Source organism: Flavobacterium sp., from assembly GCF_029242675.1.
Lineage (GTDB): Bacteria > Bacteroidota > Bacteroidia > Flavobacteriales > Flavobacteriaceae > Flavobacterium.
This window is the reverse complement of the sequence record NZ_JAQWTM010000319.1, coordinates 1-21074: the sequence shown is the minus strand read 5'-3', so window position 1 is coordinate 21074 and position 21074 is coordinate 1. Positions and strand designations below refer to the sequence as shown.

The window sequence follows — 21074 nt, the reverse complement described above, 5'->3', positions numbered from 1 at the left end:
CGTCATGCGACTGTCCGCCATGGGTGATGTTGCCATGACCGTTCCTGTTTTACGCGCCTTAGTGCAGCAGTATCCAGAGGTAAAACTCACGGTTATCTCGCGACCTTTTTTCAAACCTTTTTTTGACGGAATCCCCAATCTTACCTTTTTTGCTTTCGATGAAAAAGAAAGGCACAAAGGTTTTGTAGGCTTAGTTCGGTTATTTAAAGATGTAAAAAAGCTCGATATTGACCTTTTTGCTGATTTTCATAATGTACTACGATCTCAGGTTGTGCGATCTCTTTTTGCCTTGAGCGGAAAAAAAGTAGCTTTTACGGATAAAGGAAGAGCAGAAAAAAAGGCTTTAACAAGAGCAGATAACAAGGTTTTTAAACCTTTGCCTAGTATGTTTGAAAGGCACGCAGCGGTGTTGAAACAGTTAGGATTCCCTATCGATTTAGCGCATCCTCAGTTTCCTCAAAAAGCGTCTTTAAGTCAAGAAATTCTTCAGATTATTGGAACTCCAAAGACCAAATTAATAGGAATAGCGCCTTTTGCACAGTATGATTCTAAGGTGTATCCACTTGATTTAATGCAAGAGGTAATTGACCAATTAGCCATGAAAGCGGATGTCACCATCTTACTTTTTGGTGGTGGAAAAAAAGAAGGAGAACTATTGGATGCATTCGCAAAAGGGAAACCGAATGTGGTTAACATGGCTGGTAAAATCAAGTTTCAGCAAGAGTTAGCACTCATTAGCAACCTAAACGTTTTGCTGTCTATGGACTCAGGTAACGCACATATTGCGGCTATGTTAGGCGTACAGGTTTTAACGCTTTGGGGCGCGACGCATCCGTATGCGGGCTTTGTACCTTTTAACCAACCATTCAGCAACTCTTTAGTTTCGGATAGAGAAAAGTATCCTTTTTTGCCCACTTCAGTCTACGGCAATAAGAAAATAGTTGGTTATGAAGATGCCATGCGAACGATTAATCCTGCTATGGTAGTAGATAACGTAAACCGTTTAATAGGATAATTTTAATCCCTAGTTTGTATCAGTAATTTGCTATTCTTTTAATTTAACATTTTATTAACCCTGCTGTTTATTTTCAAGGTAAGAATTATACTATTTTTGACTTTGTAAGGTCAATTTATGATAGGAAGCTATTTTTTGTTTCATTGAAAAATGATCTGTTTTTAACAATAAAAACACCTATCTATTTATGCCTTTAAAGACATTAACTACCCTAATTCTCTTTTTTAGTTTTAGCACTATTTTTTCGCAAAAATCAACCATTTCAGGAACTGTAACTAGTGGTGCTGATAAGGCAGGAGTTTACAACTCTGTCGTTGCGCTACTGATTCCAACCGACTCTATTTTATACAAATTTACTCGCTCAGATAAGGAAGGTAAATTTATTTTTAAAGAAGTAAAAGAAGGAGAGTATATATTGATGACGTCGCATCATCAGTACGCTGATTATATAGATGCTTTATTGGTAAAAGAAAAGGAAATTAAATTGGGTTCCATCAATTTAACGAGTAAAATAGAATTATTACGAGAAGTTATTATTAAATCGGGTTCGATTCGAATAAAGGGAGATACAACAAGCTATAGGGCGAGTGATTTTAAAGTAGGTGAAAATGCCAATGTTGAAGAATTATTAAAAAAACTACCGGGTATTCAAGTAGACAAAGATGGTACGATAAAAGCCATGGGAGAAACGGTTCAAAAAGTTTTAGTTGATGGCGAAGAATTTTTTGGTGATGACCCAAGTATGGCAGTAAAAAACTTGAGAGCCGACGCTATAAAAGAGGTACAAGTTTTTAATAAGAAAAGTGATCAAGCGGAGTTTACGGGAATCGATGATGGTGATACCCGAAAGACCATTAATTTAAAATTAAAGGAAGATAAAAAGAAAGGTTATTTTGGAAAGCTAGATGGTGCTAACCAACCCTTTGCTGGTGCTGACTCTAGGTACAATACCAATATATTATTTAGTAGTTTTAAAGGTAAAAGAAAATTGTCTGGCTTTTTATTAAATGGAAACACGGGTCAAGATGGTTTGAGTTGGGAAGATGGTGATAAATATGGCGATCAAAACAACGTATCGATGAATATGGATGATGATGGTAATGTTAATTATCAATGGACAGGAGGTAATAGCGATGATGAACCCTATGTAGATACTCAAAACGGATTTGTTAAAAATACGAATGCTGGACTCCAATACACCAATAAATGGAAAGACAAGCAAACTTTGAACTTGTCACCAAAATTAAACCAGCAAATTTATTCAAATAACAATACCAGAATCTCTCAAACACAAGTTGGTGAAAATCAATTGAACGAAAATAGATCAACGGTATCTGACGTAAACAGGAGAAATTTTAAATTAAATGCTGTTTATGAAGTAAAAATAGATTCTGTAAATTCTTTAAAAATTACAACCAGAACTAATTTTTATAAAACAGAAAGCCAAGAGTTAACTAACGGGCTAATAACTGGAGATGATGGGTTGTTGAAAAACCAACAGGATAAAACATTTACAACAAACTCTGACAAAACTGCGCTATACGCCAGTGTATTGTTTAAACATAAATTTGCAAAAGCCAGACGTACATTTTCTGTCAATAGTACTTGGAGCAGCTTAAATACAAACTCGGATAATTTTTTAAAATCGACCAACGAAAGCTACGAAGCGGGTGCATTATCAGCTACAAATTTGGTTGATCAAAATAAGATTGGGGAAGTTAGAAATCAAAATATTGATGTAAACCTTACCTACACTGAACCAATCAGTAAAAAGTTTGCTTTTCAATTTGCGCATCAAATTACTTTTAATGGTGGCGAAAGTAATAATTTGACCTACGATTTCTCGAACAGTACAGGTAAGTATGATGTATTAGTTGATGCTTTTTCAAATGAATTTAAGCAAAATATTATTACCAACAGACCCAATTTAAAGTTGAGTTACAATTCTAAAAAAATCAATTATAGTTTGGGTAGTGGATTTGGTTTTACAACTTTTAAGTTGCTGGACCAGACCTTGGACAAAGAGTACAATCGAAATTACACTAACTTTTTCCCATCGGCTAGTTTTTCTTATAAGTACAAGAATAATGGTAACATTCGTTTTACTTATCAAGGTGCTACTAAACAACCAACAATAAATCAATTGCAACCTTTAAGAAACAATCAAGACTTTTTTAATCAAATTCTAGGTAATCCAGATCTAAAACAATCTTTTACAAACAGTTTCAGCATCAACCAAAACAGTTATAATATACTAACTGAAACGCAAATATATCAAGGTATTTCATATCGAACAACTAGCAATTTAATTTCGTACAGTAGCGTAATTGACCCTGAGAGTGCCAAAACAATTTCGAAACCCATCAATACTAATGGTAACTTTTCGACTAATTTTTATTTAGGATACGGTTTTAAAGTAAAGAAAATTGATTTGAGTGTTAATTTGAGCCCTTCAGTATATTACACTAAAACCGTTCAAAGCATTAATAATAATTTAAGTAGTGCTAAAAATTTGAACTCGGGATTTTCGATTTATCTAAACAAATCAAAAGACAAGAAATACGATTTTAGTCTAAGCAATAGGTTTGCAAACAATCGAAATACGACCTCACAAAATGATGTGGTAAAGTCGTTTAACACCAATACATTGAGTGTAGAATCAGGAGTTTATTTTAGAGAAAAATGGAAGTTGTCGACTGATTACGAATTTGTTTCACGACAAAAAACAGTTGATTTCCAAACAAACCTTACCAATCAATTATGGAATGCTAGGCTACAACGTACTTTTAAAAGCGACGAGTTTACCGCCTACATCTTGATAAGAGACATATTAAATCAAAACATAGGTATTAATAGGTCAGTTTATGGAAACACCATCAGTGAAGAGCGCAATGATCGACTTAAAAGATATGTAATGGTGGGATTCACTTGGAATTTTAAAAATAGCGCCGAAAAAAGTAAATAAACAATTAAACACCGCAACCATTATACTGTTAAGCCGATAAACGAGCAGGAAGTTAAACAGTATAAATTGTGATAAAAATGAATCAAACGTTCAAATAGCATCTAATGAAAAAACTACTTTTTTATATTACAGCCGTACTATTTGCCCATACGGTAGTAGCGCAACAATTTGTGGATAGTGCCACTATCGAATATGAAGTAAATACCAATGTAAAAAAAACGATGAGCAATGACAGCTGGAATGACTCGATGAAAGAGAATATGTCCGACCTTAAAACTTCCTATTTCGTTTACACATTTGCAGATAATAAAAGCATCTTTAAATTTGATAGATGGAGTCCAAAAACAAAAATGCCTAAATATCAAAAGGAATCAGACGAGGAAAGTAGCTGGTATTTTGATTTTACACAAGGGACTATGCAAATGCAAAAACAAATTGTAGGGACCAACTTTGTTATTGCTGACAGCATTCCAAAAATACAGTGGAAAATCACAAACGAAAACAGAGAAATAGCAGGTTACAATTGCCGTAAAGCGGTTGGTAAAATTATGGATGATGTTTATATTTTCGCCTTTTACAGTGACGATATTACGATTTCGGGAGGTCCATGTTCTATAAACGGTTTACCAGGAATGATTTTAGGACTTACAATTCCGCAATTGTATACTTCTTACATTGCCACAAAAGTAGATGTTAGCAACACCGCCAAAACAGAGATAAAACCAGTGAGTGCCAAGAAGACTTACGACCTAATAGGGCTTAAAACATTAATTGAAGAGCGAACAAAAGATTGGTACAGCTACGGAGATGATAAAGAAGAGAATAAAAGACAAAAAAATATCTTTTTGTTAAGCTCTTTTTTATAAACTTTTCAGGAAATAGCTTTTATGATTTTTACAAATGTTTAAAAATGAAATACTTGTAAACATTGCATCAATTTCTTTCAGCAATAAAGCCCAAAAAACAATTAAATTTTTGGGCTTTATTATTTATCAAAGGGTAAAGCCTATTGATAAACTCCTTCTATTGACCTTAGAAACACTGTATTTCTAAGTCAAACTATAGTGTCCTTGCGAATCTACGACTGCATAACCTATTATTTTTTTCTTATTTCTATTTACAATTAACGATACATAGCTATTTTCGTTTTCGGTCGCTAGCAGGATATGCTCAAATTGTTCGTTAGCGTAGCGGTACACTTTGTATACCAATTCATTTTCTTTGATTTTATTCGAAAGTATTTTAGCCGATTTTAGTTCGCTAACGTATGGCCAAAAATTAAAAATTGCATCGTCTGTAGTTGTTATTTCTTTCATCACCGGACTAAGGGTAGCGTCGAATTTTTCCTTTTCAAGCTGTTTTGGCCTTTTTTTTCTGGACATCTTTAGTATAATAATCAGTGCACAGAGCGAAGCAGTAATTGCAAAAATGATAAAAAAAGTTAAATGTACCGGATGTATTTTAGTGAAGATTGTCATAATTATTAATGTTTTAAATCAGATTAACAACAAGGTGATGAAAGCGACAAATCAATGATAAGGAAATAGCATAGGTAAAAGTGGAATTCTTTCACTAAGGTACTGAAAAAAAGACTTTTCAGGCCAAAAAAAAACTTCCCTTTTCAGAGAAGTTTGCTTTATAATTGAGATGATTTTAAACATCATCAAAATCCACATAAATTGATTCGGATGTTGGGTGCGCTTGACAGCTTAGTACTAAACCATCGGCGATTTCTTTATCGGTCAAAATTGAATTTTTCTTCATTTCAGCCGTTCCTGATATTACTCTGCACAAGCAACTACTACATATTCCGCCTTGGCAGGAATAGGGAGCATCGATTCCTTGTTTTAAAGCTGCATCTAGAATGGTTTGTTTTTGAGACATTTCAAAAGTAGTTTCCTCATCATCGACCATAATCGTGATTTTGGAGTGTCCGCCTAAGTCTTTAATCTCAGCAACTTGAGTTGAACTAGTAAAAAGCTCAAACTTGATAGCAGATTCTTTTACATTTTTCTCTTTTAAAGTAGCCGAAACTGTATTGATCATGTCCTCAGGACCACACAAGTAGAATTTATCAAATTCTAATTCCTTGTGTTTGTTGCCTACCACAAAGTTCACCACTGATTTGTCGATACGACCAAAAAGTGCTTCATCAACTTTTACTTGGCTGTACACATAATGTACAAACAGACGATTTACATATTCTAGATGTAAATCATGAAGCTGTTGATGAAAGATCGTGTCTTCGGGTGACTTGTTTCCGTAAACCAAAACAAAAGTGCTTTTCGGTTCGCTTTTCAAAACCGACTTCAAGATTGACAATACAGGAGTGATTCCGCTTCCAGAAACGAAGGCTGCATAGTTCTTTTGACGTGCGGCATCTGCTGTAAAAGTGAACTTTCCTTCCGGTGTTCCTACTTCTAGCATGTCACCTGCTTTTAGTTTTGAGTTAGCAAATTGAGAGAAAACACCATTTTTCACTGCTTTTACCGAGATGCGTAATTCACCACTTTCAGGCGAAGAACAAATAGAATACGCACGACGAATCTCTTGGCCATCAAGCGTTAATTTTATGTTTACGTATTGTCCAGCAATGAAGGTATAGTTGAGTTTTAATTCTTCGGGTACATTAAAAAGTATAGAGATCGCGTCTTTGGTTTCTCTTTTTACTTCTTTTATAATTAATTTTAAAAATGAAGCCATATTTTATTTTTTGTACAAATATACTAAAGAGATTAGGTTTCTTAAATCAAAGACTTTGAAAAATTTACATACCTAAAACTGTTATGTATAAGAATCTTATGTATATTTGTAATTCAAAATGAAATCGAAATGAAAAATTCACAATTATATAAGGGGAGTTTAAACACCATTATCATGAAGTTACTGGAAGAAAATGGTAAGATGTACGGTTATGAAATCACTCAAAAAGTAAAGGCGATTACGCAAGGCGAACTTAATATTACTGAGGGTGCTTTGTATCCAGCTTTGCATAAACTAGAAGCCGAAGGAATTCTAGATGTTGAAATCGCTAAGGTTGATAACCGAATGCGTAAATATTACAAACTTACTGAGGCAGGCACGAAAGAAACGGTAAACCGACTGGCTGAGCTGGAAGATTTTATTAAAAACATGCAGAGTTTAGTGAACCCAAAGCTGAGTTTAGAATTTTAATTTATAGGACATGCAATTAACAACCGAACAAATAGATCTTATCGAAAAAACTTTAGTTTTAAACGGTCTTATTTATGATGATTTAAAACTTGAAGTTATAGATCATATTGCTACAGAAATTGAAGTACTACTAAATAAAAATAATACGTCATTTGATGAAGCTTTAGTTGCCGTATTTACAGATTGGCAGGAACAATTAAGACCGAGTACTTCTATGTGGATATGGGGGACAAATCCCATTCCTAAAATGGTCATTCTAAAATGCAATAAAATGATGCTTGACGTTTTTAAGATGTCTTTAAGCTTAGGTTTAGTTTTTGCAATTATAGTTACAGTACTTATTAAAAATGCAGCCAATAACGAAATTATTGATAACCTAAACACCGTTTTAAAAGGTTGTGCAATTACGGCTATTGTTTTTCTGCTATTGGCCAAGTATAAACTATTGAAATCAAAACAATATTCATCCTTCCGCTATTTATTTGATCGAAATGGTTTGATCCAAATATTTAATCTTATTGCTATTGCTGCTGGCATATTACAATTTAAGGCAAATGAGGAATTATCTAATTTTAATTTTATGACTATTTTTTTGCCAGTTGTAATGATAATTGCATCAGGATTTTATGCGATGCTTGCGGTCAAACATTTTCAATTTGAAAAAAAATTAAAAATTCAATAAACCATGCAATTAACAACCGAACAAATTGACTTTATAGATTCCATTTTAGTTTTAAACGGACTTAAATTCGACGACACTAAACTGGAAATCATGGACCATATCGCTACTGAAGTAGAAGTTAAAATGGATGAAAATAAGCTTTCATTTGATGACAATTTTAAAATAGTACTTGATAAATGGTCTGAAGAATTGCAACCAACAAGTTCATTTCTGACTGGACTAAGCGTAAAGTACCCAAAGATTGTCTTAGAAAAAAAACTAGTTCTTGTAAAAAAACAGTTATGGATTGGATTACTATCATCGGTAGTTGTTTTGATCGTTTTCTATGGTTTGGCTTCATTTTTTGACGCTAAAGCAATCACACAGAATGTTCAAGTTGGAACTCGTTTTTTATACCTTCTTGGTGGCTTACTCCTTGTTGCAAGTAATATTAAATTTTTAAAGGCAAAGCACAAAACTTCATTTCAACATAATTTTAAAGAGCGACAAATCGCTTTTTTGATGTTTGTTTATCCAATTTGCTTTTCTCCAACACCTAACGAATTACGAAATCAAATACTACTTGTTATATCTTCTTTTTGGATGCTATTCAGTATGTTTTTAGTGTTACAATTGGTCTTGAAGCATTTTCAATTCGAAAAAAAATTATCATTTCAGTAATTCATATGCTGCCTTAAACTCCTAAGTGTAACAAACAATTTGTCTTGCTAAGGCACGAAGCATCTCATCAAATTGGGCAAATAAATAAAGGGATAGCATAATTATAAGTTGACTAAATTGAAGTAATTAAGTGGAACAACAAGCAGGGATGCTTCGTTCCTCAGCATGACAAAATAAAGAAAAAATATAAATACAAAATAACCACCTTTCATAATATCTAAATATGAAACTAACCAACGAACAAATAGAATACGTAGAGAATTATATCATTTCTAAAGATATCAAATGGTATGAGTTACAATTAGAACTCACCGATCACATGGTTTCGAGTATGGAGGAATTTTGGACAGCTGATCCTGAACTCACTTTTCATCAAGTAAAACACTATGCTGAGGATAAATTTGGTAGAAATGGTTTTAAAGCCATTGAAGAAGAGCGAACTCAAATTCTTAAGAAAGAGTTCAGAAAAAACCAATGGAAGTTGGCAAAGGAATACTTAAAGTTTCCTAAAATTTTGGGAAGTATATTATTCGTTTTTATTATATACAAGGCTACTTTTTATTTTAATGAACCAATTAAATTGGTTGGAAAGTCATTTGCTTTCTTAGCAATTTTAGCTATTCCAATCCTATATTCTTATTGCAGGAATAGAAAGATTCAAGGAAAACGGTTTTTAGAATTAAACATTAACCATGGAACTTATACTGGAATCTTCGGAATTATGTATTGGATACTATTTTTATTAAATTCCTTTAAAGTGTTGATTCAACAATATCCAATTTTGATATTACCTTTCTGTTTATTTTGGGTTTTGGGACTAATATTTTTAATTACTGGAATTCACATTCAAAATAAAATAGTTGAGAATATCAAAAAGCAATACCAACTAACATAACACCGTCATCACACAAATTTGTCCTGCTGAGGAACGAAGCATCTCATCAAATTGGGCAAATAAATAAGGGGAAGTAAGACTTATAAGTTGATTAAATTGAAGTAACTAAAAGGAGCAACAATCAGGGATGCTTCGTTCCTCAGCATGACAAAATAGAGGAAAATCATAAATACAAAATAACCACCTTTGATAATATCTAAATATGAACCTAACCAACGAACAAATACAATACATATCCAATTACATTGAATCCAAAGATATCAAGTGGTATGAGTTGCAATTAGAACTCACCGATCACATGGTTTTGAGTATGGAGGAATTTTGGGAACAAAATCCGGACTTGTCTTTTGAGCAAGTACAAGAAAAGACGTTTAAAAAAATCGCAAAGCCAGAATTAAAAGCGATTGAAAAAGAACGCGCCAAAATTTTAAGTAAAGAACTAGCTAAAGAACACAGAAAAATGATTGCTGAATATTTAACGTTTCCAAAAATCGTTGGTAGTCTTGTGCTCGTTTATTTTGTATATACCATTTCAGCATACTTTGTTAGTCCACAAAAATACATAGCAGTGCTATTTTGTAGTTCATTGATTATTACTTTACCTCTTTCTTTTTATTTGTGGAAAAATAAGGAAATTGATGGCAAGAAGTTTTTAATGGTAAATAGATTAACTAGTAGTGGATTGATTATATCTTTTTCAAATTTAGGGATGAGTTCTTCGAGCTATTTAAGAAACGAATTACTCCGGTATCAGTGGTTGGTTTTACTATTTTGTTGCATTTGGGTATTTACAATTTTGTTCTCTATTACTGCAATTTATCTTAGTAAAAAGACAATTAAGAATATCAAAAAACAATACCAACTAACATAAAACCGTCATCACACAAATTTGTCTTGCTGAGGTACGAAGCATCTCCTCAAATTAGGCAAATAAATAAAGGGAAGTAGTACTTATAAGTTGAATAAATAAAAAATTAAGTAGAGCAACGAGTAGAGTTGCTTCGTACCTCATCATGACAAAATAGAGAAAAATATAAATAGAAAATAACCACTTTTCATAATATTCAAACATGAAACTAACCACCGAACAAATAGACCAATTATTCCTTTTTACCCGTCAGCATTATGTCGAATGGTACGACTTGCAATCAGAGCTTGTGGATCATCTAGCGAACGCGATAGAAACAGATTGGGAGCAAAACCCAACAATTTCTTTTGAAGCTGCTCTGCAAAATGAATTCAAAAAATTTGGAGTCTTTGGTTTTGTAGATGTGGTCGAAAAAAGACGAGGGGTACTTAAGAAAAAGTACTACAAAATTGTCTGCGAGTATTTTAAAGATTTTTTTAGTTTCCCTAAAATTATATCAACAATAGCTGCAATATTAGGCTTGTTTATCATTTTAAAATTAAGTGTAAATAGTCGATATATTTTCATTGGAATTTACCTTTTATTGTTCGTTGCTATGTTTTACGAACTCTATAAAAATCACCAAAACAGAAAAAAGAGAAAAAAAAGTGGCCAAAAAAGATGGTTATTTGAGGAAGTCATTCATAATTATGGTTACTTGGCAGGTGCGCTTAGTTTTCCTTTTAATATGATGTCTCAGGTTTTTTATCAGTCTGATGACTTTTTTATTTATGATTATGAGGCAATGGGTTTGAGCTTCTTTTTAATATCATTTGGAGTTTTTCTTTTCATCATTTTCAAGATCATTCCGTCTAAGGCCGAGAGCTATTTGTTAGCTACTTATCCAGAATATAAACTTGAATGAATACAACAAAAAGCAATATTATAAGCAAGCAAATTTGTCCTGCTGAGGTACGAAGCATCTCCATAAAGTTGGCAACCAAACATCATCAAATTAGACATTAATAGTCAAAATATAACTAACTGAAGCAACAAGCAGGGATGCTTCGTTCCTCAGCATGACAAAATAGAGAAAAAATATAAATAAAAAATAACCACTTTTCATAATATTCAAACATGAAACTAACCACTGAACAAATAGACCAATTATTCCTTTTTACCCGTCAGCATTATGTCGAATGGTACGACTTGCAATCAGAGCTTGTGGATCATCTAGCGAACGCGATAGAAACAGATTGGGAGCAAAATCCAACCCTTTCTTTTGAAGCTGCTCTGCAAAAAGAATTCAAAAAATTTGGAGTCTTTGGTTTTATGGACGTGGTCGAAAAACGACAAGCTGCTTTGAGTAAAAAGTACAATCATATCGTTTGGCAGCATTTCAAAGACTTTTTTAGTATTCCTAAAATTATTTTGACCGTAGCATTGACATTGGCTTTGTTTACTATTTTACAATTTAGTGCAGTTAAGGAATATATTTTCTTTGGGTTTTATATTGTACTGATAGTTGGCATGTTTTACGAAATCTATAAAGGGTATCAAACAAGGAAAAACAAAAAACAAAGCGGAGAAAAGCGCTGGCTATTTGAGGAAATCATAAGTCATTACGGGAATTTTGCTGGAATAGTAATTTTGCCTTTTAATATGATGACACAATTGTTTAATCATTCTGATAGGTTGTTTAGCAATGCTTACTGGACAATGGGTTTGAGTTTCTTTTTAGTATCACTTAGTTTATTCTTTTATATCATTTTCAAGATCATTCCGTCTAAGGCCGAGAGTTATTTGTTTGCCACTTATCCTGAATATAAACTAGAAAAGCTGTAACGTTTTCTTACTTTAGTATACTTACCCTACAACCAAAACAATCAAACCATGATTAAAAAATTTCTCTACCTCGAGTGGAAAGCTTTTTTTAGGTCGGCTTCCTTCGCAACCAACTTGGCATTAAAAATCCTTATGGGTTTTGTAGCCGCTTATTTTATTGTAATATTCCTAGCATTGGGAATAGGTGTGTTTTTTATTTTAAAGAAAGCAAACCTGGATCCTGTAGCAACGGTCAATAAATTCATGATCTATTACTTAATTGTCGATTTAATTTTCAGGTTGCTTCTTCAAAAGATTCCTGTGATGAACATTCGACCATTATTGATTTTTCCAATCAAGAAATCGACAATTGTCCATTTCTCCTTAGGAAAAACAGCCTTGTCTTTTTTCAATATCATTCATGCTTTTTTCCTGATTCCGTTTAGTGTTGTGCTTATTGTTCAAGGGTATGATCCAATTGCAGTGGTATTGTGGTTTATCTCGATCCTGTCATTAGTGTACCTGAATAATTTCATCAATATTATATTAAGTAATAAGGATAACTTGTTTGCTATTTTTGGCGCAGTAGCGGTTTCGCTTGCCGCCTTGCATTACTATGATTATTTTAATGTAACGGATTATACAGCACCATTTTTCGATGCGCTTTTCAATACCTATTGGGCAGCAGCTATTCCAGTAGTGGCATTAGGAACAATGTATTATCTAACGTTTCAGTTTTTCAAAAAGAATTTATACCTCGATGCAGGACTTTCTCAAAAACAGGATGTGGCTAAAACCGAGGATCTTGTATGGTTAAACCAGTTTGGAACCATTGGGACTTTCTTAAAAAATGATATCAAATTAATCAAGAGAAACAAGCGTTCTAAAACTACAGTAGGACTAAGTGTAATGTTTCTGTTTTACGGTTTTTTATTCTTTACAAACAGTATCGAGGCGTACAACAATCCAATCATGCATATTTTTGCTGGAATCTTCGTTTCAGGAGGTTTCTTAATCACTTTTGGGCAATTCGTTCCTAGTTGGGATAGTGCTTATTATCAATTAATGATGACACAAAATATTCCCTACAAAGGCTATTTAAGTTCTAAATGGTATTTAATGGTCATTGCAACTATTGTAACCACCTTAATAGCATCGTTCTACCTTTATTTTGGATGGCAAACCTATTTAACAATTGTCGTTGGCGGAATTTATAATATTGGTGTCAACTCCCAACTCGTTCTTTTAGGCGGTGCGTACACTAAAACCCCAATCGATTTAAGTTCAGGTAAAGGTGCCTTTGGAGACAAAAAAGCATTTAACTTCAAAACCATGATCATCTCCATTCCGCAATTGGGCTTACCCGTATTTTTATATTGGATAGGGTCTACTTATGGCGGAGCGAACATCGGTTTAGCACTAGTTGCGGCAGTAGGTGTGTTAGGTCTAGCCTTAAAAGGCAAGGCGTTTTCACAAATAGAAAAAATCTACAAATCAGAGAAATACGCTACCATAGTGGCTTACAAACAAAAAAGCTAAGAAGCATACAGTCACACTAAAAAATCAATCCAACGATAAAACTTATAAAGATGATTAAAGTAAACAATCTTTCAAAAAAATACAACGGTACCACCGTATTAAAAATCGATTCATTAGAAATTAAAAAAGGCGAAAGCTTTGGTTTAGTAGGAAACAACGGAGCAGGAAAAACGACCTTCTTCAGTTTGCTTTTGGATTTAATCCAGCCTACAACCGGTACTATCGTCAACAATAGCGTACAAGTAAATACCAGCGAAGCTTGGAAACCATTTACGGCTTCTTTCCTAGACGAGAGTTTCCTTATTGGTTACCTTACTCCTGAGGAATATTTTTATTTCATAGGCGATTTACGCGGTCAAAACAAAGCCGATGTGGATGCATTATTAGCCAAACACGAGGAATTTTTTAATGGCGAAATTCTAAAAAATAAAAAGTATTTACGTGACTTATCTAAGGGAAACCAAAAGAAAGTAGGGATCATCGCTACTCTTATTGGTAATCCTGAGGTGATTATTCTCGATGAGCCTTTTGCTAATTTAGACCCAACTACGCAGTTCCGCCTTAAAAAAATCATCAAGGAACTAGCGGCTGATCCTAACGTGACTATTTTAGTTTCAAGCCATGATTTATTGCACACCGTTGAGGTAAGCGACCGTATCGTTGCTATGCACAAAGGCGAGGTGGTTAAGGACATCCAAACCTCACCAGAAACACTACAAGAACTAGAGCAATTTTTTGCAGTATAATTTTATTTTTTAGGGCATGACCGCGCCAAAAAAGCGCGGTCGGGCTTTCATTCCCAATCTTTTTTATTTTGAAAAAAAATAAAAAAGGATTTCCATTACATCCCTCATGCGAGTAGCCGCATTCAAATAACTTCATATAATTTTCACTTTCTCAAAAAGAAACGTATTTTTACCCGTTAGTATACTAAAAAGCTTTTTTAAAAGTTTAATGTTAAAAACGTTTATCATTGAAAACCAATAGATTTAAATTCTCAATTCCATGTGTAGGACTGCTTCTTTTGGTGGCTTGTTCTACCAAGAATAATACTTTTTTGTCGAGAAACTCACACGCCTTAAGCACCAAATATAATATTCTATATAATGGTCAAATTGGCCTTGACAAAGGCATTAAGTCTATAGAATCCGCTGATAAAGACGATTTTTGGCACCGGCTTCCTGTCGAGAGTATGGTAATCAATGAGGAAGTAGCAGGAGCCCAAAAAAATAAAAACCCTGATTTTGAATTGGCAGAGACCAAAGCAACCAAAGCCATTCAAAAACATTCCATGAATATTGACGGTCGCGAGAAAAATTATCAAATTGATGAATCGTACCTTTTATTAGGTAAAGCACGATATTACGACCAGCGTTTTATTCCCGCTCTCGATGCCTTCAATTACATTTTATACAAGTACCCCAACAGTAGTACTATTTATGAGGCCAAAATTTGGCGAGAGAAAACAAATATGCGCCTTGGTAATGACGGCTTAGTGATTACTAATATTTCAAGATTATTAAAACAAAGAGCCTTGAGCAATCAAGTCTATGCAGATGCGCATGCGCTATTGTCGGAAGCTTTTTTAAACTTGGAGGAAAAGGACAGCGCCGTAGCTAAATTAAAAGTAGCCGCCGAGTTCACAAAGCACAACAAGGAGCGAGCGCGTTATAAATTCATACTTGGACAACTGTACGAAGAGTTAGGAAAAAAAGATAGTGCGCGTTACAGCTATGAGCAAGTCATAAAAATGAATAGAAAATCCGATAGGAAATACGTAATTCAATCACAGTTTCGAAAAGCACAATTATTTGATTATCAAAAAGACGATACCTTAGCTTTTGTAAAAAAATTCAAAAAATTGCTAGCGGACCGCGAAAACAGACCTTTCCTTGATCTTTTAAATTACCAGATGGGCGTTTTTTATGACACCCAAAACAAGCAAAAACAGGCCTTAGCCTACTACAATACCTCTCTGAACAAGGCAACTACTGACGATTACTTGGTAGCATCGAACTATAGAAATATAGGAAACATGTATTTTAAAAACGCAAAGTATCCTGTTGCGGCCCAATACTATGACAGCACCTTGGTTAAAATGAATCCCAAGACTAGGGAATTCATTCACATTCAAAAAGTACGAAAGGATTTAGATGATGTTATTATCTATGAAGCCATAGCCAATCGTAACGATAGTATTCTTAATGTGGTAGGTATGTCTACATCAGGGCGCGTGGCTTATTTCGAAAACTATATCGAAAAACTCAAGGCCGCTGATGCGATTAAAAAAGCCGCTGAGGAAAAGCTAATGGAAAAGCAAGCTAACATTGATCGCAACAATCAAGCTGCAAATACAAATATTGCTGTTGCGCCTCAAAGTCCAGGAGGATCTTCTAAAAAACCACCACTAGCACCGCCGTCAATGGCAGGGGTAAATGCAGGAGATAATTTATTTTATTTTTACAATCCAACTACGGTAGCTTTTGGTAAAGTAGAATTCAAGAAAAATTGGGGAAACCGCAGTCCAGTGGGCAATTGGAGATTATCAGCTACAGCCAATACTAATTTTGATGGTAATGACGGTGCTGAAACTGATACTGCCACCAAGGGAGATACTAATAGCAGCATTGATCCATCAAGTATCGCGGAGTATACCACTGATTTTTACATTAAGCAATTACCAACAAGTACTACTGCTATTGATAGTATAAACAAGGAACGCAACACGGCTTATTACCAATTGGGTTTGATTTATAAGGAAAAATTTAAAGAGTATGCATTGGCTACCACGAAGCTAGAGAAACTTTTGGAAAACAAACCAGAGGAGAAATTAGTGTTGCCAACCTTATATAACTTGTACAAAATTTACCAAATTACGGATGCTGCTAAGGCGATAGCCATGAAGGAAAGGATCAATAGCCAATATCCTAATTCGCGCTATGCAGTGATCATAAACAATAATAATTTAGATGACAAGGCATTAGCTGATAGTCCTGATAACTTGTACAATAAACTGTATAAATTGTATAGTGATGAAAAGTTTACCACTGTTCTAGAGCAGATTGATCCATTAATCAATCAATTGTCAGGTGAGGAGATCGTGGCTAAATTTGAGTTGCTAAAAGCCAATACGCTTGGAAAACTAAAAGGATTAGCTGCCTATAAAAATGCACTCCAATTTGTTGCCGATAGTTATTCGAATACGGAGGAAGGGAAGCAAGCATTAGCGATTTTAACAGATCAAATTCCGACACTTGAAAAAATGGAATTCAGCACAGCCGAAAGTCAAAATTATAAAATTTTGTACCAACTGAACTCTCGTGAGAGTGAGGCGGCTAAAGCGATTGAAGAAAAATTTAAGAAATTTTTAGCAGCCGAAAATTTTCAAAGGCTGACCATTACTTATGATAATTACGCTAACAACGAGGTGTTTATTATTTTACAAGGAATCAAGTCAAAACAATATGCTACTGATATTGCAATTACACTGCAAGAAAACAAGGATTTTAAAGTAGCAGAGCCTGCAATTATAATTTCAAATGATGATTATAAAGTGGTGCAAATCAAGAAAAATTTAAGTGATTATTTAGCATTAAAAAAATAAAAGAAGATGTTTAATAAAAAAGAAAAATCAAATTCTGAAATCGTAGGGAAAACGAATAGAATTGTCGAAGGGACCATAATTAAAGGCAACATTATTTGTTCGACTGATTTTCGGTTAGACGGTGAACTAATAGGAGATTTTGAATCTACGGGAAAATTAGTGGTAGGATCTACGGGAAATATTGTTGGAGATATAGTTTGTAAAAATGCTGATATTGAGGGTAAATTTAACGGATCTATTCAAGTTACGGAATTATTATCAATTAAAGCTAAAGCAAGTATTTATGGACAAGTTAATGTTGGTAAGTTATCTGTAGAACCTGGAGCTGATTTCACAGCGAGTTGTTCTATGAAAGCAAATATCAAAAACATCAAAATTGCCGATGGAAAACAAGCCCAACAAAAAACAAGCTAGTAAGTGGTTGGCGCTAATTAATATTCCCATTCAAATGGGAGTTATTATTTTCCTTTTTGCCTATCTCGGAACTTGGCTCGACGAAAATCACCCTAGTCCTACAGTATATTATAGTAAGATTTTAGTAATGGTGGGAGTTGCTCTCGCTTTATATAATGTGTACAGGCAAGTTAACGAAATTAATAAAACACAGTAATTACGTTTTTAGGACGTTCATTATTTAAAATCCCCATGCTGAAACAAAGTTCTAGGTCACTACTTTATTTAACAGGTTTAGCGACCTTTTTTTATGTAGTACACAAAATAGTTTTTCATTTTTTAGTCATTGACGACCAAGATTTTTATTATGCGCTAGAAACACTCTATGCAGTTTTCTATATATTGTCTTTAATTGTATTCATAATCTTATTAAAGGTAAAAGCCAAAAGTTTTGATAATGTAGGAATGTCTTTTTTGTTAAGTACGAGTGTAAAAATGATTTTCTGTTTTTTACTTTTGAAACCAATATTAAAAAACGCATCGCCCGAAAATACATTGGAGAAAATGAATTTTTTTGTGATTTTTATGCTATTTTTAGCAATTGAGACGATTTTAACAATCCGTTTATTAAATGAAAAGCAATAAAAGGCCATTCGTACTCAAAACAAATGAAAATAATTTTTCATATGCTTTTGCGTATAAATAAAAAATGTACCTTTGCACCAAATTTTAGAAACGTTAAAAAATTAAGATATTTAATAGATATGGTAATTTCAAAAAAACCGCTTAGATTTATAATTGCAACTTTTGTTGCCTGTCTTCCATTGATGAGTTTTGCTAATCAAGAAGTTGACTCTACGCAAGTGCAGGTAGAAGCAAGTCATGAGCAAGTTGCTGAAGGACATCATGAGGGAGCTCATGCGGAACCAACAGACGTAAAATCTAAAATAAAAGCGTTTATCAACCACCACGTTTTAGATTCTCACGATTTTTCATTCACACAAGATGATGTGACTGGAGAAGCTTGGAGCGTTGCCTTACCAGTTATTTTATGGGATAAAGGTTTACATACTTTCTCTTCGGCTAAATTTCACCACGGTAAAGAGGTAGCAGAATCTGATGGTAAATTTTATGCAATCAATCATCATGATGGTAAAATTTATAGAACTGATGCTGCAGGAACAATTACTGAAAACGAAGAAACAGGTTTTCCTTCTAACATAAGACCAATAGATTTTTCTATTACTAAAACAGTAGTTTCTATTTTAATCGCTGCTTTCTTAATGGTTTTATTATTTAGTTCTTTAGCTAGATCATATGCTAAAAACGGAGGAATTGCTAAAGGACCAGGACGTATCTTCGAACCATTAGTAGTTTACATTCGTGACGAAATTGCTATTCCTAATATTGGAGAGAAAAACTACAAACGATACATGAGTTATTTGTTAACGATATTCTTCTTTGTATTGTTCTTAAACATCTTCGGATTAACACCACTAGGAATTAATGCAACGGGTAATTTATCTATTACTTTTGCTTTAGCTTTAATTACTTTTTTAATTACAAACCTTTCTGCTAACAGACATTATTGGGGACACATTTTCTGGATGCCAGGTGTGCCAAAACCAATGCGTATTATCTTAGCACCTATTGAATTGTTGGGTATTTTCATCAAACCATTCTCTTTAATGATACGTTTGTATGCTAATATTTTTGCAGGACACATTGTATTAATGAGTATCATTGGTTTAATGTTTATCTTCAAAAGTTGGTTAGGAAGTAGTTTATCATTCGGATTAGCATTTTTGCTTTCTATACTTGAAATTTTAGTAGCATTTTTGCAAGCTTACATTTTCACAATGTTATCAGCACTTTATTTTGGTTCGGCTGTTCAAGAACACCACCACGACGAGGCGCACTAAGTCAGATTCTCTAAAACGAAAAGAAATAAAGTCACATACGATTTTTGACCTTTAACTTTTAGACTTAAATTGTATGTTTAATTTTTAATTTATATATCATGGAAATTCCACAAATCATTGGAGCAGGATTAATCGTTATTGGAGCAGGATTAGGTATTGGAAAAATTGGTAGTTCAGCAATGGACGCAATTGCTCGTCAACCAGAAGCTTCAGGAAAGATCCAAACAGCTATGCTTATCGCAGCTGCACTTATTGAAGGTATTGGTTTCGCAGCGTTATTCGCTTCGTAATTAAAAAATGAAAAAACAATAGTTGCAACGGTTGGTTGTAACTATTGTTTTTAAAATTTAAACATTACTATTGTAGCAATACAATCAAAATTAGAATATAAAATTTATAATCATATATAATGGAAAAGTTAATAAATCAGTTTGAGTTTGGTTTGTTTTTTTGGCAGATTTTAATATTTGTTGGATTAATTTTATTATTGAAAAAATTTGCTTGGAAACCAATTCTTGACGCGGTAAACGAAAGAGAAGACGGAATCAAAAATGCATTGCTTTCTGCTGAAAATGCAAAGAAAGAAATGTTAGACCTTCAAGCTGACAACCAACGTATTTTGCAAGAAGCAAGATTAGAGCGTGACACTATGCTTAAAGAAGCGCGTGAAATGAAAGAGAAAATGGTTGCTGATGCTAAAAACGAAGCACAAGTTCAAGGAGCTAAAATGATCGAGCAAGCGAAAGCAGCTATCGAGAGTGAAAAAAATGGTGCTGTTGCTGAATTAAAAGCGCAAGTGGCTACTTTATCTTTGAGTATTGCAGAGAAATTATTGAAAGAAGAATTATCTAACAAAGAGTCTCAAACTAAATTAGTAGAGAAATTGTTAGGGGACGTAAAGTTAAACTAAGCAATTATGGCAGGTACAAGAGCGGCAATTCGTTATGCAAAAGCAATTCTAGACTTAGCAAACTCAAAAGGAGTTGCTGAAGCTGTTGATACAGACATGAAATCAATTGCTTTGACAATTAGTGCAAATGAGGAATTAAATACTTTTATCCAAAACCCAACGACTAGAGTTGAAGTTAAGGAAAAAGCACTTCTTGAAGTTTTTGCTAGCGTTAATGGAGTTACGAAAGGTTTGTTTCATTTATTATTTGAAAACAAGCGTTTTGAAATCCTAGAAGCAGTGGCATCAGAGTATGTAAAATTATTTGATGAAAGCAATGGTATTGAAGTAGCTAAAGTAACTACAGCGTTTCCAATGGATGCAGCTTTAGAAGCACAAGTTTTAGCTTCGATAGCAAAGTTGTCAGATAAGAAAATCACAATTGAAAAGCATATAGATCCTTCAATCATTGGAGGTTTTATCTTAAGAATAGGTGACAAGCAATACAATGCTTCTGTTGCTAACAGATTACAAGTATTAAAAAAAGAGTTAAGTAATTAGTTTTATCACACATTAGTGTCTAAATTATAAATTAAGATGGCAGAAATTAAACCAGCTGAAATTTCAGCAATATTAAGAAAGCAAGTAGAAGGTTTTGAATCTGG

General features: G+C 33.7%; 21 protein-coding genes. 19 read left to right on the top strand and 2 right to left on the bottom strand.

Annotated features, from left to right (window positions below; all coding sequences use genetic code 11):
• Nucleotides 1-4 precede the first annotated feature (4 nt).
• From P8M54_RS11715 to P8M54_RS11705, 3 genes are all read left to right on the top strand, one after another.
• On the top strand, nucleotides 5-1015 hold the full coding sequence (locus tag P8M54_RS11715; RefSeq protein WP_300288047.1) for a glycosyltransferase family 9 protein: 1011 nt from the start codon (nucleotides 5-7) through the stop codon (nucleotides 1013-1015).
• 187 nt (nucleotides 1016-1202) lie between these two features.
• Nucleotides 1203-3980 carry an outer membrane beta-barrel protein gene (locus P8M54_RS11710; protein WP_300288046.1) on the top strand — a complete coding sequence of 926 codons (2778 nt, stop codon included), beginning with the start codon at nucleotides 1203-1205 and terminating at the stop codon, nucleotides 3978-3980.
• Nucleotides 3981-4084: 104 nt separating this feature from the next.
• The gene (locus P8M54_RS11705; RefSeq protein ID WP_300288045.1) at nucleotides 4085-4846 is read left to right on the top strand and encodes a GLPGLI family protein; all 762 of its coding nucleotides are present in this window, start codon (nucleotides 4085-4087) and stop codon (nucleotides 4844-4846) included.
• A gap of 183 nt (nucleotides 4847-5029) precedes the next feature.
• Here the strand turns inward: P8M54_RS11705 and P8M54_RS11700 are convergent, their stop codons facing one another.
• Complete coding sequence (locus tag P8M54_RS11700) at nucleotides 5030-5362, bottom strand: hypothetical protein (RefSeq protein ID WP_300288043.1); 333 nt, start codon at nucleotides 5360-5362, stop codon at nucleotides 5030-5032.
• Between the two features lie 271 nt (nucleotides 5363-5633).
• The gene (locus P8M54_RS11695; RefSeq protein WP_300288042.1) at nucleotides 5634-6683 is read right to left on the bottom strand and encodes a ferredoxin--NADP reductase; all 1050 of its coding nucleotides are present in this window, start codon (nucleotides 6681-6683) and stop codon (nucleotides 5634-5636) included.
• A 129-nt stretch (nucleotides 6684-6812) separates the two neighbouring features.
• Here P8M54_RS11695 and P8M54_RS11690 point away from each other — a divergent pair, with 129 nt between their 5' ends.
• The 16 genes from P8M54_RS11690 (at nucleotide 6813) to atpH (ending at nucleotide 20970) form a co-directional block, all read left to right on the top strand.
• The gene (locus tag P8M54_RS11690; protein WP_300288041.1) at nucleotides 6813-7154 is read left to right on the top strand and encodes a helix-turn-helix transcriptional regulator; all 342 of its coding nucleotides are present in this window, start codon (nucleotides 6813-6815) and stop codon (nucleotides 7152-7154) included.
• 10 nt (nucleotides 7155-7164) lie between these two features.
• Nucleotides 7165-7836, top strand: coding sequence for a hypothetical protein (locus P8M54_RS11685; RefSeq protein ID WP_300288040.1), 672 nt, complete (start codon nucleotides 7165-7167; stop codon nucleotides 7834-7836).
• Nucleotides 7837-7839: 3 nt separating this feature from the next.
• On the top strand, nucleotides 7840-8496 hold the full coding sequence (locus tag P8M54_RS11680; RefSeq protein WP_300288039.1) for a hypothetical protein: 657 nt from the start codon (nucleotides 7840-7842) through the stop codon (nucleotides 8494-8496).
• A 223-nt stretch (nucleotides 8497-8719) separates the two neighbouring features.
• Nucleotides 8720-9391 carry a hypothetical protein gene (locus tag P8M54_RS11675; RefSeq protein ID WP_300288038.1) on the top strand — a complete coding sequence of 224 codons (672 nt, stop codon included), beginning with the start codon at nucleotides 8720-8722 and terminating at the stop codon, nucleotides 9389-9391.
• Between the two features lie 202 nt (nucleotides 9392-9593).
• A complete protein-coding gene (locus P8M54_RS11670; protein WP_300288037.1) occupies nucleotides 9594-10262 on the top strand; it encodes a hypothetical protein in 669 nt (222 codons plus the stop codon).
• A 199-nt stretch (nucleotides 10263-10461) separates the two neighbouring features.
• Complete coding sequence (locus tag P8M54_RS11665; RefSeq protein ID WP_300288036.1) at nucleotides 10462-11163, top strand: hypothetical protein; 702 nt, start codon at nucleotides 10462-10464, stop codon at nucleotides 11161-11163.
• A 212-nt stretch (nucleotides 11164-11375) separates the two neighbouring features.
• On the top strand, nucleotides 11376-12083 hold the full coding sequence (locus tag P8M54_RS11660) for a hypothetical protein (RefSeq protein ID WP_300288035.1): 708 nt from the start codon (nucleotides 11376-11378) through the stop codon (nucleotides 12081-12083).
• Nucleotides 12084-12131: 48 nt separating this feature from the next.
• The gene (locus P8M54_RS11655) at nucleotides 12132-13601 is read left to right on the top strand and encodes a DUF5687 family protein (RefSeq protein WP_300288034.1); all 1470 of its coding nucleotides are present in this window, start codon (nucleotides 12132-12134) and stop codon (nucleotides 13599-13601) included.
• A gap of 50 nt (nucleotides 13602-13651) precedes the next feature.
• Nucleotides 13652-14347, top strand: coding sequence for an ABC transporter ATP-binding protein (locus tag P8M54_RS11650; protein WP_300288033.1), 696 nt, complete (start codon nucleotides 13652-13654; stop codon nucleotides 14345-14347).
• Nucleotides 14348-14574: 227 nt separating this feature from the next.
• The gene (locus tag P8M54_RS11645) at nucleotides 14575-17205 is read left to right on the top strand and encodes a gliding motility protein (RefSeq protein WP_300288032.1); all 2631 of its coding nucleotides are present in this window, start codon (nucleotides 14575-14577) and stop codon (nucleotides 17203-17205) included.
• Nucleotides 17206-17211: 6 nt separating this feature from the next.
• Complete coding sequence (locus tag P8M54_RS11640) at nucleotides 17212-17619, top strand: polymer-forming cytoskeletal protein (protein ID WP_300288031.1); 408 nt, start codon at nucleotides 17212-17214, stop codon at nucleotides 17617-17619.
• A complete protein-coding gene (locus P8M54_RS11635; RefSeq protein WP_300288029.1) occupies nucleotides 17588-17815 on the top strand; it encodes an AtpZ/AtpI family protein in 228 nt (75 codons plus the stop codon). Before P8M54_RS11640 ends, P8M54_RS11635 begins: the two co-directional genes overlap by 32 nt.
• A 547-nt stretch (nucleotides 17816-18362) precedes the next feature.
• Complete coding sequence (gene atpB / locus P8M54_RS11630) at nucleotides 18363-19520, top strand: F0F1 ATP synthase subunit A (RefSeq protein ID WP_300288072.1); 1158 nt, start codon at nucleotides 18363-18365, stop codon at nucleotides 19518-19520.
• Nucleotides 19521-19618: 98 nt separating this feature from the next.
• Complete coding sequence (gene atpE, locus P8M54_RS11625; RefSeq protein ID WP_170111537.1) at nucleotides 19619-19810, top strand: ATP synthase F0 subunit C; 192 nt, start codon at nucleotides 19619-19621, stop codon at nucleotides 19808-19810.
• 119 nt (nucleotides 19811-19929) lie between these two features.
• The gene (locus P8M54_RS11620) at nucleotides 19930-20430 is read left to right on the top strand and encodes a F0F1 ATP synthase subunit B (RefSeq protein ID WP_300288027.1); all 501 of its coding nucleotides are present in this window, start codon (nucleotides 19930-19932) and stop codon (nucleotides 20428-20430) included.
• A gap of 6 nt (nucleotides 20431-20436) precedes the next feature.
• Entirely contained in the window at nucleotides 20437-20970 is a 534-nt protein-coding gene (gene atpH / locus P8M54_RS11615) for an ATP synthase F1 subunit delta (protein WP_300288026.1), read from the top strand.
• The last annotated feature ends 104 nt before the right edge of the window (nucleotides 20971-21074 follow it).

What these genes read in the sequence shown, in the direction of transcription:
- P8M54_RS11715 (WP_300288047.1), top strand. Translation starts at nt 5, where the DNA reads ATGCGACTGTCCGCCATGGGTGATGTTGCCATGACCGTTCCTGTTTTA.
- P8M54_RS11710 (WP_300288046.1), top strand. Translation starts at nt 1,203, where the DNA reads ATGCCTTTAAAGACATTAACTACCCTAATTCTCTTTTTTAGTTTTAGC.
- P8M54_RS11705 (WP_300288045.1), top strand. Translation starts at nt 4,085, where the DNA reads ATGAAAAAACTACTTTTTTATATTACAGCCGTACTATTTGCCCATACG.
- P8M54_RS11700 (WP_300288043.1), bottom strand. Translation starts at nt 5,362, where the DNA reads ATGTCCAGAAAAAAAAGGCCAAAACAGCTTGAAAAGGAAAAATTCGAC.
- P8M54_RS11695 (WP_300288042.1), bottom strand. Translation starts at nt 6,683, where the DNA reads ATGGCTTCATTTTTAAAATTAATTATAAAAGAAGTAAAAAGAGAAACC.
- P8M54_RS11690 (WP_300288041.1), top strand. Translation starts at nt 6,813, where the DNA reads ATGAAAAATTCACAATTATATAAGGGGAGTTTAAACACCATTATCATG.
- P8M54_RS11685 (WP_300288040.1), top strand. Translation starts at nt 7,165, where the DNA reads ATGCAATTAACAACCGAACAAATAGATCTTATCGAAAAAACTTTAGTT.
- P8M54_RS11680 (WP_300288039.1), top strand. Translation starts at nt 7,840, where the DNA reads ATGCAATTAACAACCGAACAAATTGACTTTATAGATTCCATTTTAGTT.
- P8M54_RS11675 (WP_300288038.1), top strand. Translation starts at nt 8,720, where the DNA reads ATGAAACTAACCAACGAACAAATAGAATACGTAGAGAATTATATCATT.
- P8M54_RS11670 (WP_300288037.1), top strand. Translation starts at nt 9,594, where the DNA reads ATGAACCTAACCAACGAACAAATACAATACATATCCAATTACATTGAA.
- P8M54_RS11665 (WP_300288036.1), top strand. Translation starts at nt 10,462, where the DNA reads ATGAAACTAACCACCGAACAAATAGACCAATTATTCCTTTTTACCCGT.
- P8M54_RS11660 (WP_300288035.1), top strand. Translation starts at nt 11,376, where the DNA reads ATGAAACTAACCACTGAACAAATAGACCAATTATTCCTTTTTACCCGT.
- P8M54_RS11655 (WP_300288034.1), top strand. Translation starts at nt 12,132, where the DNA reads ATGATTAAAAAATTTCTCTACCTCGAGTGGAAAGCTTTTTTTAGGTCG.
- P8M54_RS11650 (WP_300288033.1), top strand. Translation starts at nt 13,652, where the DNA reads ATGATTAAAGTAAACAATCTTTCAAAAAAATACAACGGTACCACCGTA.
- P8M54_RS11640 (WP_300288031.1), top strand. Translation starts at nt 17,212, where the DNA reads ATGTTTAATAAAAAAGAAAAATCAAATTCTGAAATCGTAGGGAAAACG.
- P8M54_RS11635 (WP_300288029.1), top strand. Translation starts at nt 17,588, where the DNA reads ATGGAAAACAAGCCCAACAAAAAACAAGCTAGTAAGTGGTTGGCGCTA.
- atpB (WP_300288072.1), top strand. Translation starts at nt 18,363, where the DNA reads ATGGTAATTTCAAAAAAACCGCTTAGATTTATAATTGCAACTTTTGTT.
- atpE (WP_170111537.1), top strand. Translation starts at nt 19,619, where the DNA reads ATGGAAATTCCACAAATCATTGGAGCAGGATTAATCGTTATTGGAGCA.
- P8M54_RS11620 (WP_300288027.1), top strand. Translation starts at nt 19,930, where the DNA reads ATGGAAAAGTTAATAAATCAGTTTGAGTTTGGTTTGTTTTTTTGGCAG.
- atpH (WP_300288026.1), top strand. Translation starts at nt 20,437, where the DNA reads ATGGCAGGTACAAGAGCGGCAATTCGTTATGCAAAAGCAATTCTAGAC.